Genomic DNA, 13,831 nt, shown 5'->3' with positions numbered 1-13,831 from the left:
CAAGCAGTCGTTGTATGCTGCTCAGGTTGCCCGTCGAGAGTCGGGTCATTCGTCCGGCAAGCCACTTCAGATCTCTGATTCCGGTGCGCCGGATTCCACCGTAATTGCATCTGAAGTCTTGGAGTGACCTGTGGCTGCCAACTGCGACGTTTGCGCCAAGGGGCCGAGCTTCGGCAACAACATCTCCCACTCGCACCGCCGCACCTCGCGTCGCTGGAACCCGAACATCCAGCGCGTCCGTGCCGTGGTCAATGGGACGCCGAAGCGCCTCAACGCCTGCACCTCGTGCATCAAGGCCGGCAAGGTCTCGCGCTGACGCCTCCCGTCGTCGTAGCGCAGCTCTTTCCGGTTGCCAAGAAGGCCGGTTCACCTCTGGTGAACCGGCCTTTTGCCTTGTCCGGCGGGCACGCCTGACGGGCGGCCGCGCCTGACCGTCGGGGTACGCCTGCGGCTCAGCGCCACCGCCAGGCGTGGTCCACCGGGCCGATGCCGCCGCCGAGCGCGAAGCCGGCGGCGATGGCGCCGGTGACGTACTCCTTGGCCGCCGTGACGGCCGCGGGGACGGCGAGTCCCCGGGCCAGGCCGGCCGCGATCGCGCTCGCGAGCGTGCAGCCGGTGCCGTGGGTGTGCCGGTTGTCGTGCCGGGGCGCCCGCAGCCACAGCTCCTCGGAGCCGTCGCTGAGCAGGTCCACGGCCTGGCCGCCGTGCGCCGCGAGGTGGCCGCCTTTGATCAGCGCCCACCGGGGCCCGTAGCCGAGGACGGCGTCGGCGGCCCGCCGCATGTCGTCCTCGCTCTCGACGGCGAGCCCCGTGAGCTGCGCCACCTCGTCCAGGTTCGGCGTCGCCACCGTGGCCCGGGGCAGCAGTTCCCCGCGTACGGCGTCCAGTGCCGAGGCGGCGAGCAGCGGGTCCCCGTGCTTGGAGACCCCCACGGGGTCCACGACCACCGGGGCGCGAGTGCCGGCCAGCAGCCCCGCCACCGTCTCCACCAGCACGGCGGAGGACAGCATCCCGGTCTTGACGGCCTGGACGCCGATGTCGTCCGCCACGGCCCTGTACTGGGCCGTGACGGCCTCGGCGGGCAGCTCCCAGACCCCGCGCACCCCGAGCGAGTTCTGGGCGGTCACGGCGGTGACCACGCTCATGCCGTGCACGCCGAGCGCCAGCATGGTCTTGAGGTCGGCCTGGATGCCGGCGCCGCCGCCGGAGTCGGATCCGGCGACGGTCAGGCAGCGCGGCGGCGCGGCCCCGGAGGACCCGGCGGTGCTCACGGGGTCTCCTCGGCGGCCGGGTCGGCGCCGAAGTGGTCCCAGCCGCCGGTGCTGGTCCAGGGGGCGCCGTCGACGGTCACCTGGGGCAGCGCGGAGCGGTGCTGGACGGAGCCGATGACCTTCCAGCGGGCCGGGAGCTTCACGTCGGGCGGGAAGGTGGCCACGATGGCGTGGTCCTCTCCGCCGGTGAGCACCCACTGGAGCGGGTCCACGCCGACGGCCTGGCCGATGTCGTGCATCTGGGTCGGGATGTCCACGGCCCCCGAGCGCAGGTCGATGCGGACCTTGCTGGCCTCGGCGATGTGCCCCAGGTCGGCGATCAGGCCGTCGCTGACGTCGGTCATGGCGGTGGCGCCGAGCCCGGCGGCCGCGGGGCCCGCATGGTAGGGCGGTTCGGGGCGGCGGTGCGCCTCGACGAACGCCCGCGGGGAGCGGAAGCCGCGGGAGAGCACCGCAAAGCCCGCCGCGGACCAGCCGAGCCAGCCGGTGACGGCGACGACGTCGCCGGGCTGGGCGCCGGAGCGCAGGACGGGCTCGTGGTTGCGCAGGTCGCCCAGGGCGGTGATGGAGACGGTGATGGTGTCGCCGCGCACGACGTCCCCGCCGACCACGGCGGCGCCCGCGACCTGGCATTCGTCGCGGATGCCGTCCATCAGCTCGGTCGGCCAGGTGACCGGCAGCTCGGCCGGGACGACGAGGCCGAGCAGCAGCGCGGTGGGCACCGCGCCCATGGCGGCGATGTCGGCCAGGTTCTGCGCGGCCGCCTTGCGGCCGACGTCGTAGGCGGTGGACCAGTCGCGCCGGAAGTGCCTGCCCTCCAGCAGGATGTCCGTGCTCGCCACGACCCTCCGGTCGGGGGCCGACACCACCGCGGCGTCGTCGCCGGGTCCGAGCCGGACCGCCGGGGTGGTGGTGAGCCGTGAGGTGAGCTCCCGAATGAGCCCGAACTCCCCCAGCTCGCCCACAGTGCCCTTCATCGCTGTGCCCCTTCTTGGCAAGTCCGCTTGCGGTCGCGAGCCGTCACAGCTCTGGGTACCGTCAACAGATAGGTCAACTTCTGCTCTGCGTACGCCCCGCCGTGCGCGGCGCCGGGCCCCCGGGTCTCCCCGTGGCACGCGGCGACGCGGTACCGTGGCGTCCCTTCTTCCCCGGGCCCGCCCGATGTCCCCGGGCCCATCCGAAGGTTAGGGGAAATGATCCTCGTGGCCGCCCTGGAGGTTCCGTGGTACAGGCGTACATCCTCATCCAGACCGAGGTGGGCAAGGCGTCGGTCGTCGCCGAGTCCATCTCCAAGATCGCGGGGGTGATCCAGGCCGAGGACGTGACGGGGCCGTACGACGTGATCGTGCGCGCCCAGGCCGACACCGTCGACGATCTCGGCCGCATGGTGGTCGCCAAGGTGCAGCAGGTGGAGGGGATCACCCGCACCCTGACCTGCCCGGTGGTCCATCTGTAGCCCCCGTCTACTCTTGGCCGGTGATGTCATTGCCGCACCGCCGGCCCCTCCGTGTACTGGCCCTGCCCGCCGTGGCCGCCCTGGCCCTCGCGGGCTGTGCCCCGGGGGATTCCGGAGCCCGGGTGGATCCGCCGCCCGCTCCGCCCGCCGCGGTCGCGAAGCTCTGTGCGGCTCTGCACGAGGAGCTCCCGGAGACGGTGGACGGACTGGCGCGGACCGCGACCTCACCGGAGTCCGGTCTGACCGCCGCGTGGGGCGGCTCGGCGATCGTACTGCGGTGCGGTATCCCCAAACCCCCCAAGATGGCGGATCCCCAGCAGGACGGCGTCGAGGTCGACGGCGTCGCCTGGCTGGTGGAGAAGCCCGAGGGGGGCGGTCTGCGGTTCACCACCGGGGCGCGGCTGGCGTACACGGAGGTCCGGGTCTCCAAGGAGCATGTCACGGACGCGGGCATGCTGGTCGGCCTGTCCGGCGCCGTGGCCAGGACCGTCCCGGTGGGGATCTCCTCGTACTGACCGCCGGGCTCCCCGTGCCCTCCGCGCTCACACCGCCGCCCGCCGGCGTGCCCCTCGAAAGAGGGGCTCCCGGCGGGCGGTCGGCTGTACGGGGCCGGGCGGCGCTAGCGCAGCCCGGTGGAGCGGCGCAGCGCCGCCTGGATCAGGAGGTCCACCAGCTCCCGGTACTCGATGCCGGACTCCTGCCACATCCGCGGGTACATCGAGATCGGCGTGAAACCGGGCATGGTGTTGATCTCGTTGATGACGAAGGCGCCGTCCTCGGTGAGGAAGAAGTCCGCGCGCACCAGGCCCTCGCAGGACGCGGCCTCGAAGGCCTCGATCGCGAGCCGCTGCACCTCGGCGGTCTGCTCCGGGGTGAGCGGGGCGGGCACGATCCCGGAGGCGGAGTCGATGTACTTCGCCTCGAAGTCGTAGAAGTCGTGGCTGGAGACCGGCGGGATCTCGGCGGGGGCGCTGGCGCGCGGCCCGTCCTCGAACTCCAGGACGCCGCACTCGATCTCGCGGCCGCGCAGCAGCGCCTCCACGATGATCTTCGGGTCGTGGCGGCGGGCCTCGCGGATCGCCGCGTCCAGCCCGGAGGGGTCGTCGACCTTGGTGATGCCGATGGAGGAGCCGGCCCGGGCGGGCTTGATGAACAGCGGCCAGCCGTGCTCGCCGGCGAAGTCCAGGATCTTCGCCTCGGCGGCGGCCTGGTCGGCCTCCCACTCGCGGGGGCGGATGGTCACGTACGGGCCGACGCTCAGCCCGAAGGAGGTGAACACCCGCTTCATGTAGTCCTTGTCCTGGCCGACGGCCGAGGCGAGGACGCCCGAGCCGACGTACGGGACACCGGAGAGCTCCAGGAGGCCCTGGAGGGTGCCGTCCTCGCCGTAGGGGCCGTGGAGCACGGGGAAGACGACGTCGACCTCGCCCAGCGCCTTGGGGACGGCGCCGGGCTCGGTGTAGACGACCTCACGGCTCGCGGGGTCCACGGAGAGCACGACGGCGCCGTCCGGGGACTCCGCGAGGGCGTCCACGCTGGGGAGCTCGCGGTCCGCGATGGCCATGCGCTCGGGCTCGTCGGCGGTCAGGGCCCACCGGCCGTCCGTGGTGATGCCGATGGGCAGCACCTCGTACTTGGCACGGTCGATGGAGCGCAGCACCGCGCCCGCCGTGACGACCGAAATGGCGTGTTCCGAGCTGCGGCCGCCGAACACGACGGCCACGCGGGGCTTGCGACCCTGCTGCTCAGGGGTCTGGGGGAGGTTCTCGCTGCTCATATCGCCACGAGGGTACCCGCTCAGACGTCCGGAAAGGTGTCAGTGGCGTTCCGGTTTGGCGCTGCGCCCCATCAGTTCCTTCAGCGCGACCAGCGGCGGCTTGCCGTGGTGCACGATGTCGACGACCGTGTCGGTGATCGGCATGTCCACTCCGTACCGGCGTGCCAGATCCGCCACGGACTGGCACGACTTGACCCCTTCCGCGGTCTGGCTGGTGACCGCGATGGTCTCCTCCAGGGTCATCCCGCGGCCCAGGTTGGTGCCGAAGGTGTGGTTGCGGGAGAGCGGCGAGGAGCAGGTGGCGACGAGGTCGCCGAGGCCCGCGAGGCCGGAGAAGGTGAGCGGGTCGGCGCCCATCGCCAGGCCCAGCCGGGTGGCTTCGGCGAGCCCGCGGGTGATGAGGGAGCCCTTGGTGTTGTCGCCCAGGCCCATGCCGTCCGCGATGCCGACGGCGAGGCCGATGACGTTCTTGACGGCGCCGCCGAGCTCGCAGCCGATGACGTCGGTGCTGGTGTACGGGCGGAAGTACGGGGTGTGGCAGGCGGCCTGGAGGCGCTGGGCCACGGCCTCGTCCGCGCAGGCGACGACGGAGGCGGCGGGCTGCCGGGCGACGATCTCGCGGGCCAGGTTGGGCCCGGTGACGACGGCGACGCGCTCGGCGGGGACCTTGGCCACCTCCTCGATGACCTCGCTCATCCGCTTGGCGGTGCCGAGTTCGATGCCCTTCATCAGGGACACGAGCACGGTGCCGGGGGCCAGCAGGGGAGCCCATTCGGCCAGGTTGGCGCGCAGCGTCTGGGACGGGATGGACAGGACGGTGAAGTCGGCGCCGCGCGCCGCCTCGGCCGGGTCGGTGGTGGCGCGCAGGTTCGCCGGGAGCTCCACACCGGGGAAGTAGTCCGGGTTGGTGCGGCCGTTGTTGACGGCGTCGACGACCTCCGGGCGGCGGGCCCACAGGGTGACCTCGCATCCGGCGTCGGCGAGCACCATGCCGAAGGCGGTGCCCCAGGAGCCGGTTCCGAAGACGGCGGCCTTCACGGGACGTGTCACTTGGTGCCCTCCCCCGCGGCCTTGCGCCGCTGCTGCGCCCTGGCCTTGCGGTGGTCGTAGGGCTGCGCGGGCGCGCTCTGGCCCCGCAGCTCCTCCAGGAGCTTGGTGATGTCGGCCATGATGGCCTCGGTGGCGCCCTTGAGGACCTCGGGCGTGGGCTCGCGGTCGTAGAAGGCCGAGAGGTCCACGGGCGGTCCGGCGAGCACCTGGAGGGTCTTGCGCGGGAACAGCCGGACCTTGTTCTCCTTGGCGTAGGGCGGCATCGCGAGGTTCGCGCCCCACTGGGCCACGGGAATGACGGGGGCCTTGGTGATCAGCGCCACGCGGGCGACGCCGGTCTTGCCGGCCATCGGCCACATCTCCGGGTCCCGGGTGAGGGTGCCCTCCGGATAAAACGCCACGCATTCGCCGCGCTCGACGGCGGCCACGGCGGCCCGGAATGCGTCCAGGGCGTTGGTGGTCTCGCGGTAGACGGGGATCTGCCCGGATCCGCGCAGGATCGCGCCGACGAAAGGCACCTTGAAGAGGCCGGCCTTGGCGAGCAAACGCGGCACGCGGCCGGTGTTGTACTGGAAGTGCGCGTAGGAGAGCGGGTCCAGATACGAGTTGTGATTGACGGCGGTGATAAATCCGCCGTCGGCCGGAATGTGCTCCATTCCCCGCCAGTCCCGCTTGAAGAGCACTACCAGCGGCGGTTTTGCGATGACCGCCGCCAGGCGGTACCAGAAGCCGATTCTGCGGCGGGACACTCGGACACCTTCCTCTAGGACCGGGGCGCGGCGCGGCCGCCTTGGGAGCCGGACAAGTGTCGCCCCCGGTCCGGTCTCTGTCGAGGACACCGTACGCCCCGCCCACACCGCCCGGTCCCCCTGCGCCCGCCCGGGGGCGACAATGGGCCGACTGATGACCGGGCCATGACCTGCCGACGGGTCGGGCGGGTGCCGCAGCGCACCGGAGGGAAGGGGGCCGCCACGAACGCCGTGTGGAGCCTGGTGGTCCCGCTGAAGCCCCTGGCGCTGGCCAAGAGCCGTCTGGCGGCCGCCGTGGGCGCGTCCCGGCCCGGGCTCGCGCTGGCTTTCGCGCAGGACACCGTGGCGGGGGCGCTGGCCTGCGCCTCGGTCACGGATGTGGTGGTCGTCACGGACGACGCCGCGGCGGGGGCGGAACTGGCCAGGCTGGGGGCCCGGATCCTGCCGGACGCCCCCGGCGCGGGGCTCAACGCCGCGCTGGCCCACGGGGCGCGGGCGGTGCGGGCGGGGCGGCCCGGTGCTCAGGTGGCCGCGATCAACGCCGACCTGCCGGCCCTGCGCCCGCCGGAATTGCTACGTGTGCTCGATACCGCGGCGGCATTTCCGCGGGCATTTCTGGCGGATGCGGCGGGAATCGGCACCACCTTGCTTTCCGCCGGTCCGGACGCGGAATTGGCACCTTCGTTCGGCGGCCGGTCCCGGGCCCGCCATTCGGCCTCGGGAGCGGTGGAAATAGCCCTCGCGGACGTGGAGAGCGTACGCCGGGACGTGGACACGGGGGCGGACCTCCGCACGGCCCTGGCCCTCGGAGTGGGGCCGCACACCGCCCGATACAGTGCCCGTATGCAGGCGACCGCGTACACGTACGACTCCCAGACCCGCAGCGGCAGCGTGCTGCTGGACGACGGCACCCCGGTGCCCTTCGAGGCCGCGGCCTTCGACGCGGGCGGTCTGCGGCTGCTGCGGCCCGGGCAGCGGGTCCGCATCGAGACGGACGGCGAGGGCGCGTCCCTGCGCATCACGCTGGTGACCCTGCAGACCTTCTGAGCCCCGCGCCGCTGCTGCGGGCGGATCCCTGACCGGGGCCGTGACCTGCGCGGAACGCACCGCGGGCCGGCTTCCCCCGGTGGGGAAGCCGGCCCGGCGTGCGGGGACCGGCGCCCTTACTTCTTGCGGGCGGTGGTCTTCTTCGCGGTGGCCTTGCGCGTCGCCGTCTTCTTGGCGGGCGCCTTCGTCGCGGTGGCCTTCTTGGCCGCCGGGGCGGTCTTCTTCGCCGTGGCGGTGGTCTTCTTGGCCGTCGCCGTGGTCTTCTTCGCCGGGGCCGCCTTCTTGGTGGTGGCCGTGGCCTTCTTGGCGACCGCGGACTTCGCGGCCGTCTTCTTGACGGTCGGGGTGGCCTTCTTGGCCGTCGTCTTCTTCGCCGCGGTCTTCGTGGCCGTGGTCTTGGCGGCGGCCTTCTTCGCCGTGGTGGCCTTCTTCGCGGCGGCCTTCTTGACCGTGGCGGAGGCGCCGCCGGTCAGGCTGCCCTTGGGGGCCTTCTTCACGGCGACCTCGTCGCCCTTGGGGAGCTTCTTGGTGCCGCTGACCAGGTCCTTGAAGCCCTGACCCGCGCGGAAGCGGGGGACGGAGGTCTTCTTGACCCGGACGCGCTCACCCGTCTGCGGGTTGCGGGCGTAGCGGGCGGGACGGTCGACCTTCTCGAACGAGCCGAAGCCCGTGACCGAGACCCGGTCTCCCGCGACGACCGCGCGGACCATGGCGTCCAGTACCGCGTCGACGGCGTCCGCGGCCTGCTGGCGGCCGCCCAGCTTGTCGGCAATCGCTTCTACGAGCTGCGCCTTGTTCACGTCTTCCCCTTCGGAGACATCGCCAGAACGAATGTGTTCAAGCTTATTTCGCACGTTAGGCGGATATATACCGCAAATCAAACACGAAACGGGCTAATCACCCTAGTGCCGCAACGAGGTAGGCCGTTACGGAGTTCCTTCGCATCAGTCGCCTTCAGGGAATCGACCCTCGTCGAGGTCCTTCATCAACCTGTCCAGGCGCCTTGCCGCGTCGGCGAGATCGTGCTTCGCCGCGGCAGTGACGACCAACAGCTTCCGGGACAGCGCCATCCTTACGCCCTCCGGGACTTGCAGTGCGCGCACCCTTGTGTGTGCTTCTTTCAACCGGTCCGCGACGAGTTCGTAGAGCTCGAGTTGACTGTCGCGTTCCATGCACAGATTGTGCCATCTGGGGCGAGTTGTCGCCTCACGGGGCCTCAACAAACGGCTGTGCCCCCCACCGGAAGGCGGGGGGCACAGTGTTGCCGATGTGATCACCCAAAGGCGAATAAGCGCTGATCAGGCTGGAATCAGTGCTGAATCGTGCGCGGCTTGAAGGCCGGGCGGCCGCTTTCGTACGTGTCGATGTCGGCTTCGTTCTGAAGGGTGAGCGAGATGTCGTCCAGGCCCTCCAGCAGACGCCAGCGGGCGTTGTCGTCGAGCTCGAACTCCGCCTCGACGCCTTCGGCTCGGACCTGGCGGTCGACCAGGTCGACGGTGATCTCGGCGGTGGGGTCGGCCTCGGTCAGCTCCCACAGACGGTCGACCGTCTCCTGGGGCAGCACGACGGTCAGCAGACCGTTCTTCAGCGAGTTGCCGCGGAAGATGTCGGCGAAGCGGGAGGAGATGACCGTCTTGAAGCCGAAGTTCTGCAGGGCCCATACGGCGTGTTCGCGCGAGGAGCCGGTGCCGAAGTCGGGACCGGCGACCAGGACGGTCGCGCCGGCCCGCTCGGGGCGGTTGGTGACGAACTCCGGGTCCTTGCGCCAGGCCTCGAAGAGCCCGTCCTCGAACCCGTCGCGGGTGATCTTCTTCAGCCAGTGGGCCGGGATGATCTGGTCGGTGTCGACGTTGCTGCGGCGCAGCGGAACGGCCCGGCCGGTGTGGGTGGTGAAGGCTTCCATGGTTCAGACTCCGGCGGTCGCGGTGGCGTCGGACAGATCGGCGGGCGAGGCCAGATGGCCCAGCACCGCGGTGGCGGCGGCCACCTGCGGGGAGACCAGGTGCGTACGCCCGCCCTTGCCCTGCCGGCCCTCGAAGTTGCGGTTGGAGGTGGACGCGGAACGCTCACCGGGCGCCAGTTGGTCGGGGTTCATGCCCAGGCACATCGAGCAGCCCGCGTGCCGCCATTCGGCCCCGGCCTCCTTGAAGACCTTGTCCAAGCCCTCTTCCACGGCCTGGAGCGCGACCCGGACCGAGCCCGGGACGACCAGCATCCGTACGCCGTCGGCGACTTTGCGGCCCTCGACGATCCCGGCGACGGCGCGCAGGTCCTCGATGCGGCCGTTGGTGCAGGAACCTACGAAGACGGTGTCGACCTTGATCTCGCGCAGCGGCTGCCCGGCCGTCAACCCCATGTACTCCAGGGCCTTTTCGGCGGCCAGGCGCTCCGAAGCGTCCTCGTACGAAGCCGGGTCGGGGACGTTGGCCGACAGCGGCGCGCCCTGGCCCGGGTTGGTGCCCCAGGTGACGAAGGGGGCCAGCGTCGTGCCGTCGATGACGACCTCGGCGTCGAAGACCGCGTCGTCGTCGGTGCGCAGCGTCTTCCAGTAGGCGACGGCCGCGTCCCAGTCCTCGCCCTTCGGGGCGTGGTCGCGTCCCTCCAGGTAGTCGAAGGTGGTCTGGTCAGGGGCGATCATGCCCGCGCGGGCGCCGGCCTCGATCGACATGTTGCAGATGGTCATGCGGGCTTCCATCGACAGCTTCTCGATGGCCTCGCCGCGGTACTCCAGGATGTAGCCCTGGCCGCCGCCGGTGCCGATCTTGGCGATGATCGCCAGGATCAGGTCCTTGGCGGTGACGCCCTCGGCCAGCGCGCCGGTGACGGTGATCGCCATCGTCTTGGGGCGGGCCAGCGGCAGCGTCTGGGTGGCCAGCACGTGCTCGACCTGGCTGGTGCCGATGCCGAAGGCCAGCGCGCCGAAGGCGCCGTGCGTGGACGTGTGCGAGTCGCCGCAGACCACGGTCGTGCCCGGCTGGGTCAGGCCCAGCTGCGGCCCGACGACGTGGACGACACCCTGCTCGACGTCACCGAGCGAGTGCAGACGGACACCGAACTCGGCGCAGTTCTTGCGCAGGGTCTCCAGCTGGGCCCGGGAGACCGGGTCGGCGATCGGCTTGTCGATGTCGATGGTGGGGGTGTTGTGGTCCTCGGTCGCGATGGTGAGGTCGAGGCGTCGGACCTTGCGGCCGGCCTGGCGCAGCCCGTCGAAGGCCTGCGGGCTGGTCACCTCGTGCAGCAGGTGGAGATCAATGAAGAGGAGATCGGGCTCGCCCTCGGCGCGCCGGACGACGTGGTCGTCCCAGACCTTCTCCGCGAGTGTCCTACCCATCGCTTTCCCTCCGGCCGGCCGGTCGGGCCGGCGCTTATGTAGAGATCTGGTGCGCCTGATCGCCCGCTACCCCACCTGCGGAACGACGGCTCGGACCCAGTGGTTCGTGGACCCGCACATACAGACTCGCTCGTTCTTGGAAAATTTGAACTTGCGTTTCACAGTGTGAGACGTGAATATCGTTTCATGGACAACTCTAGCGGCGTCGGCGTTCTCGACAAGGCAGCTCTGGTACTGAGCGCACTGGAGTCCGGTCCGGCCACCCTCGCCGGGCTGGTCGCGGCGACAGGGCTCGCACGACCCACGGCACATCGCCTGGCCGTGGCACTGGAACACCACCGGATGGTGGCGAGGGACATGCAGGGCCGGTTCATCCTCGGTCCGCGGCTGGCAGAGCTTGCCGCCGCGGCCGGCGAGGACCGCCTGCTGGCAACGGCCGGACCGGTGCTCACGCACCTCCGTGACGTGACGGGCGAGAGCGCGCAGCTCTACCGTCGTCAGGGCGACATGCGCATCTGCGTGGCGGCCGCCGAGCGGCTGTCGGGCCTGCGGGACACCGTCCCGGTGGGCTCCACCCTCCCCATGAAGGCGGGGTCGGCCGCGCAGATCCTGATGGCCTGGGAGGAGCCCGAGCGGCTCCACCGGGGCCTGCAGGGCGCGCGCTTCACGGCCACGGCCCTGTCCGGCGTACGGCGCCGCGGCTGGGCGCAGTCGATCGGCGAGCGGGAGCCCGGCGTGGCCTCCGTCTCGGCGCCCGTCCGCGGCCCGTCGAACCGCGTGGTGGCCTCCGTATCGGTCTCCGGGCCGATCGAGCGCCTGACCCGCCACCCGGGGCGCATGCACGCCCAGGCCGTCATCGACGCGGCCGCCCGGCTCACGGAGGCCCTGCGCCGCTCCGGCTGACCCCTCCCGGTCGCAGACCTCTCCCACCAACCCCCGGGCCCGGGGGCGCGTACGACGCCGCACACGTCCGAACTCGCGCCGCCGGGCCCGTACTTGTGCCCGGAACCGTCGGACGGCGAGGGGCGCCGGAACGCGGAAGAGGCCCTCCGCGATGATCGCGGAGGGCCTCTCCCTCATGTACCCCCGACCGGATTCGAACCGGCGCTACCGCCTTGAGAGGGCGGCGTGCTAGGCCGCTACACAACGGGGGCTAGCTCTACTGCGGTACTGCGCTGGGCTACCAGGACTCGAACCTAGAATAAGGGAACCAGAAACCCTCGTGTTGCCAATTACACTATAGCCCAATGGTCTAGACCAGCCAGACCTTGGTACCCCCGACCGGATTCGAACCGGCGCTACCGCCTTGAGAGGGCGGCGTGCTAGGCCGCTACACAACGGGGGCCCTAGCGATCCTGCATCAAGACCTCCGGGAGCGACCCTGGAGATCCCGCGGGAAGGATCTGTACCCCCGACCGGATTCGAACCGGCGCTACCGCCTTGAGAGGGCGGCGTGCTAGGCCGCTACACAACGGGGGCAAAGCACTGCGTTACTACTGCACTGCGCTGGGCTACCAGGACTCGAACCTAGAATAAGGGAACCAGAAACCCTCGTGTTGCCAATTACACTATAGCCCACCGAACTTCAAGCCCCTGGGGGCCTTCCGTTTGGTCAGCGCCTCCGTTACCGGCCTTTCGGCCCGCTCGGGCGGCGCAGAAAGAACATTACCGGATGCCTGACCGTGCTCCAAAACGGGTATCAGCGGCCAGCAGCTCCGGCAGTCCGTCCAGTGCCTCGATCCGGTGAACGCCGACGGGGCCGGGTCCCCGGCCGCCCTCCCGGTCGAGCCAGACGGCCGTCAGCCCGGCGTCGCGCGCCCCGCGCGCGTCGATCTCCGGCTGGTCCCCGACGTACGCGACCTCCTCCGGAGGCAGCGCGAGCGCCCGGCAGGCGGCCAGGAAGGCGGCGGCGTCGGGCTTGCTCACGCCCAGCTCGGCGGCGCAGACCAGCACCTCGAAGCGGTCGCGCAGCCCGAGGTGGCGCAGCTTGGGGTCCTGGTTGGCGGCGGAGGAGTTGGAGAGCACCCCGTGCCGGTGGGTGCGGGCGAGGGCGTCCAGTACGGGCAGCACGTCCGGGAAGAGGACCCAGGCGGCCTTGTAGTGCTCGACGTACCGCTCGAACCAGGCGTCGGCCTGTACCGCCGTCATGGCGGGCCTGCCGAGGAAGTCCCGCACCCGGTCCTGGCGCTGGCCCTGGAAGGTGACCTCGCCGGCGGCGAACCGCGCCCAGTGCAGCTCCGTGAGCCTGCGCCACAGGGCCAGGGCGTCGAGCGGGGATCCGTGGCGCCCGGCCATCCCCTCTTCCCGCAGGTGCGCGGCCAGCCCGGCCGCATCGGCCCCCGTGTAGTCGAAGAGGGTGTCGTCGATGTCCCACAGCACGGCGCGGATCGGCATACGGGCGAGCCTACGCCGCGTCGTCCGCGGGCGAGGGCACGACGAAGAAGTCCGTCACGAAACAGGTGACCCGGCCGTCGGCGTCCCGTCCCACCCACGTCGGGTAGTGGCCGTCGCCCCAGCCGGAGCCGAAGGCCACGAGGTTGTGACCGTGCTCACCCGTGAGCAGGTGCGGGCCGGGGCCGTGGCCGGCTTCCTCGAAGGCGTCCCAGAGCGGACCCTCGTCGCCCTCGCAGTCCGCGAAGGAGTCGTCGGCCGCCGGGTCGTAGAAGCAGCCGGTGCCCGCGTCCACCCCGTAGCCGAAGTACCCGTCGTCCGCGAGCGCGGCGGCGTCCTGGCCCTCGGTGACGGCCATCTCCCAGGCCGCCGTCGCCGTGTCCCGGATCACCAGGCGGGCGGCGGCCGTGCGCAGGTGCGGGCGGTCGCCGGGCTCCTCGCCGGGAGTGGTAAGGGTGGCGAGCGCCGTCTCGGCGCGGTAGCGGCCGGGGGCCACCTCGGCGGTGAAGGGCCTCGCCCATCCCCCGCCCAGGTCGACGAAGGGGTCGCAGGCGGTCACCCGGCCGCTGGGCAGCCACAGCTCGCCGGCTACGGCCACCGCGATCGTGCCGCGGTCGCCGTTCTCGTAGACGAAGGAGTGGCCCGGCGTGAAGTACCGGTCGAAGTCGGGGACGGTGAGGGGCATGGTGCGGCCTTCCACGGAGCGCGTGATCAACTCGGGGCACCCTAGGCCCCGGCGCCGACAACGCCGCAGGGGCG

15 protein-coding genes, 5 tRNA genes and 1 pseudogene are annotated in these 13,831 nt (G+C 71.4%); 5 read left to right on the top strand and 16 right to left on the bottom strand.

What is annotated here, in order from left to right; translation table 11 throughout:
* Nucleotides 1-130 precede the first annotated feature (130 nt).
* Nucleotides 131-316, top strand: a complete 186-nt coding sequence (rpmB, locus tag ACZ501_RS32090; RefSeq protein WP_007266795.1) for a 50S ribosomal protein L28 — start codon at nt 131-133, stop codon at nt 314-316.
* A gap of 136 nt (nt 317-452) precedes the next feature.
* On the opposite strand, the gene thiD is transcribed toward rpmB, so the two are convergent.
* Together thiD and ACZ501_RS32080 are read right to left on the bottom strand one after the other, a co-directional pair.
* Nucleotides 453-1,271 (bottom strand): bifunctional hydroxymethylpyrimidine kinase/phosphomethylpyrimidine kinase, encoded by an 819-nt coding sequence (gene thiD, locus ACZ501_RS32085; protein WP_361605169.1) that lies wholly within the window; start codon nt 1,269-1,271, stop codon nt 453-455.
* Nucleotides 1,268-2,248 carry a thiamine-phosphate kinase gene (locus ACZ501_RS32080; protein ID WP_361605172.1) on the bottom strand — a complete coding sequence of 327 codons (981 nt, stop codon included), beginning with the start codon at nt 2,246-2,248 and terminating at the stop codon, nt 1,268-1,270. The genes thiD and ACZ501_RS32080 overlap by 4 nt, the downstream gene beginning before the upstream one ends.
* A 245-nt stretch (nt 2,249-2,493) precedes the next feature.
* Here ACZ501_RS32080 and ACZ501_RS32075 point away from each other — a divergent pair, with 245 nt between their 5' ends.
* Both ACZ501_RS32075 and ACZ501_RS32070 read left to right on the top strand, forming a co-directional pair.
* Nucleotides 2,494-2,727: an Lrp/AsnC ligand binding domain-containing protein gene (locus ACZ501_RS32075; RefSeq protein ID WP_007266792.1), complete on the top strand. Its 234-nt coding sequence runs from the start codon at nt 2,494-2,496 to the stop codon at nt 2,725-2,727.
* A 23-nt stretch (nt 2,728-2,750) separates the two neighbouring features.
* Nucleotides 2,751-3,242 carry a DUF3515 family protein gene (locus tag ACZ501_RS32070; RefSeq protein WP_468800142.1) on the top strand — a complete coding sequence of 164 codons (492 nt, stop codon included), beginning with the start codon at nt 2,751-2,753 and terminating at the stop codon, nt 3,240-3,242.
* Between the two features lie 104 nt (nt 3,243-3,346).
* On the opposite strand, the gene ACZ501_RS32065 is transcribed toward ACZ501_RS32070, so the two are convergent.
* Genes ACZ501_RS32065 through ACZ501_RS32055 form a run of 3 tightly spaced genes read right to left on the bottom strand, consistent with a single transcriptional unit; the run spans nt 3,347 to nt 6,303 of the window.
* Entirely contained in the window at nt 3,347-4,504 is a 1,158-nt protein-coding gene (locus tag ACZ501_RS32065; RefSeq protein ID WP_468800140.1) for a D-alanine--D-alanine ligase family protein, read from the bottom strand.
* Between the two features lie 39 nt (nt 4,505-4,543).
* Nucleotides 4,544-5,554: an NAD(P)H-dependent glycerol-3-phosphate dehydrogenase gene (locus ACZ501_RS32060; RefSeq protein WP_361605181.1), complete on the bottom strand. Its 1,011-nt coding sequence runs from the start codon at nt 5,552-5,554 to the stop codon at nt 4,544-4,546.
* Nucleotides 5,551-6,303, bottom strand: coding sequence for a lysophospholipid acyltransferase family protein (locus ACZ501_RS32055; protein ID WP_361605184.1), 753 nt, complete (start codon nt 6,301-6,303; stop codon nt 5,551-5,553). The genes ACZ501_RS32060 and ACZ501_RS32055 overlap by 4 nt, the downstream gene beginning before the upstream one ends.
* 165 nt (nt 6,304-6,468) lie before the next feature.
* On the opposite strand from ACZ501_RS32055, the pseudogene cofC reads away from it, so the two are divergent.
* Nucleotides 6,469-7,141: pseudogene (gene cofC, locus ACZ501_RS32050) on the top strand (2-phospho-L-lactate guanylyltransferase); the annotation flags it as partial.
* Between the two features lie 325 nt (nt 7,142-7,466).
* Here the strand turns inward: cofC and ACZ501_RS32045 are convergent.
* From ACZ501_RS32045 to leuC, 4 genes are all read right to left on the bottom strand, one after another.
* Complete coding sequence (locus ACZ501_RS32045; RefSeq protein WP_362455057.1) at nt 7,467-8,150, bottom strand: HU family DNA-binding protein; 684 nt, start codon at nt 8,148-8,150, stop codon at nt 7,467-7,469.
* 144 nt (nt 8,151-8,294) lie between these two features.
* Entirely contained in the window at nt 8,295-8,522 is a 228-nt protein-coding gene (locus ACZ501_RS32040; RefSeq protein ID WP_079429951.1) for an SCO5555 family protein, read from the bottom strand.
* Nucleotides 8,523-8,659: 137 nt separating this feature from the next.
* A complete protein-coding gene (gene leuD, locus ACZ501_RS32035) occupies nt 8,660-9,253 on the bottom strand; it encodes a 3-isopropylmalate dehydratase small subunit (protein ID WP_361610965.1) in 594 nt (197 codons plus the stop codon).
* A gap of 3 nt (nt 9,254-9,256) precedes the next feature.
* Entirely contained in the window at nt 9,257-10,681 is a 1,425-nt protein-coding gene (leuC, locus tag ACZ501_RS32030) for a 3-isopropylmalate dehydratase large subunit (RefSeq protein WP_361610967.1), read from the bottom strand.
* A gap of 186 nt (nt 10,682-10,867) precedes the next feature.
* Between leuC and ndgR the strand changes: the two genes are divergently transcribed.
* Nucleotides 10,868-11,584, top strand: a complete 717-nt coding sequence (ndgR, locus tag ACZ501_RS32025) for an IclR family transcriptional regulator NdgR (RefSeq protein WP_007266782.1) — start codon at nt 10,868-10,870, stop codon at nt 11,582-11,584.
* Nucleotides 11,585-11,762: 178 nt separating this feature from the next.
* On the opposite strand, the gene ACZ501_RS32020 is transcribed toward ndgR, so the two are convergent.
* From ACZ501_RS32020 to ACZ501_RS31990, 7 genes are all read right to left on the bottom strand, one after another.
* Nucleotides 11,763-11,835, bottom strand: a tRNA-Glu gene (locus tag ACZ501_RS32020).
* Between the two features lie 21 nt (nt 11,836-11,856).
* A tRNA-Gln gene (locus ACZ501_RS32015) sits at nt 11,857-11,928 on the bottom strand.
* A gap of 22 nt (nt 11,929-11,950) precedes the next feature.
* A tRNA-Glu gene (locus ACZ501_RS32010) sits at nt 11,951-12,026 on the bottom strand.
* Between the two features lie 61 nt (nt 12,027-12,087).
* Nucleotides 12,088-12,160 (bottom strand) — tRNA-Glu (locus ACZ501_RS32005).
* A 27-nt stretch (nt 12,161-12,187) separates the two neighbouring features.
* A tRNA-Gln gene (locus tag ACZ501_RS32000) sits at nt 12,188-12,259 on the bottom strand.
* Between the two features lie 87 nt (nt 12,260-12,346).
* Nucleotides 12,347-13,075: an HAD family hydrolase gene (locus ACZ501_RS31995; RefSeq protein WP_468800138.1), complete on the bottom strand. Its 729-nt coding sequence runs from the start codon at nt 13,073-13,075 to the stop codon at nt 12,347-12,349.
* Between the two features lie 10 nt (nt 13,076-13,085).
* Entirely contained in the window at nt 13,086-13,757 is a 672-nt protein-coding gene (locus ACZ501_RS31990; RefSeq protein WP_468800233.1) for a DUF4241 domain-containing protein, read from the bottom strand.
* Between the last annotated feature and the right edge of the window lie 74 nt (nt 13,758-13,831).

It is taken from the genome of Streptomyces sp. NPDC034085, assembly GCF_055575555.1.
This window is presented reverse-complemented; position numbering and strand designations above follow the sequence as displayed.

Excerpts from the sequence above, each read along its gene's own strand:
- ACZ501_RS31995 (WP_468800138.1), bottom strand. The coding sequence starts at position 13,075 with ATGCCGATCCGCGCCGTGCTGTGGGACATCGACGACACCCTCTTCGAC.
- leuC (WP_361610967.1), bottom strand. The coding sequence starts at position 10,681 with ATGGGTAGGACACTCGCGGAGAAGGTCTGGGACGACCACGTCGTCCGG.
- ndgR (WP_007266782.1), top strand. The coding sequence starts at position 10,868 with ATGGACAACTCTAGCGGCGTCGGCGTTCTCGACAAGGCAGCTCTGGTA.
- ACZ501_RS31990 (WP_468800233.1), bottom strand. The coding sequence starts at position 13,757 with ATGCCCCTCACCGTCCCCGACTTCGACCGGTACTTCACGCCGGGCCAC.
- ACZ501_RS32065 (WP_468800140.1), bottom strand. The coding sequence starts at position 4,504 with ATGAGCAGCGAGAACCTCCCCCAGACCCCTGAGCAGCAGGGTCGCAAG.
- ACZ501_RS32040 (WP_079429951.1), bottom strand. The coding sequence starts at position 8,522 with ATGGAACGCGACAGTCAACTCGAGCTCTACGAACTCGTCGCGGACCGG.
- ACZ501_RS32070 (WP_468800142.1), top strand. The coding sequence starts at position 2,751 with ATGTCATTGCCGCACCGCCGGCCCCTCCGTGTACTGGCCCTGCCCGCC.
- ACZ501_RS32080 (WP_361605172.1), bottom strand. The coding sequence starts at position 2,248 with ATGAAGGGCACTGTGGGCGAGCTGGGGGAGTTCGGGCTCATTCGGGAG.
- leuD (WP_361610965.1), bottom strand. The coding sequence starts at position 9,253 with ATGGAAGCCTTCACCACCCACACCGGCCGGGCCGTTCCGCTGCGCCGC.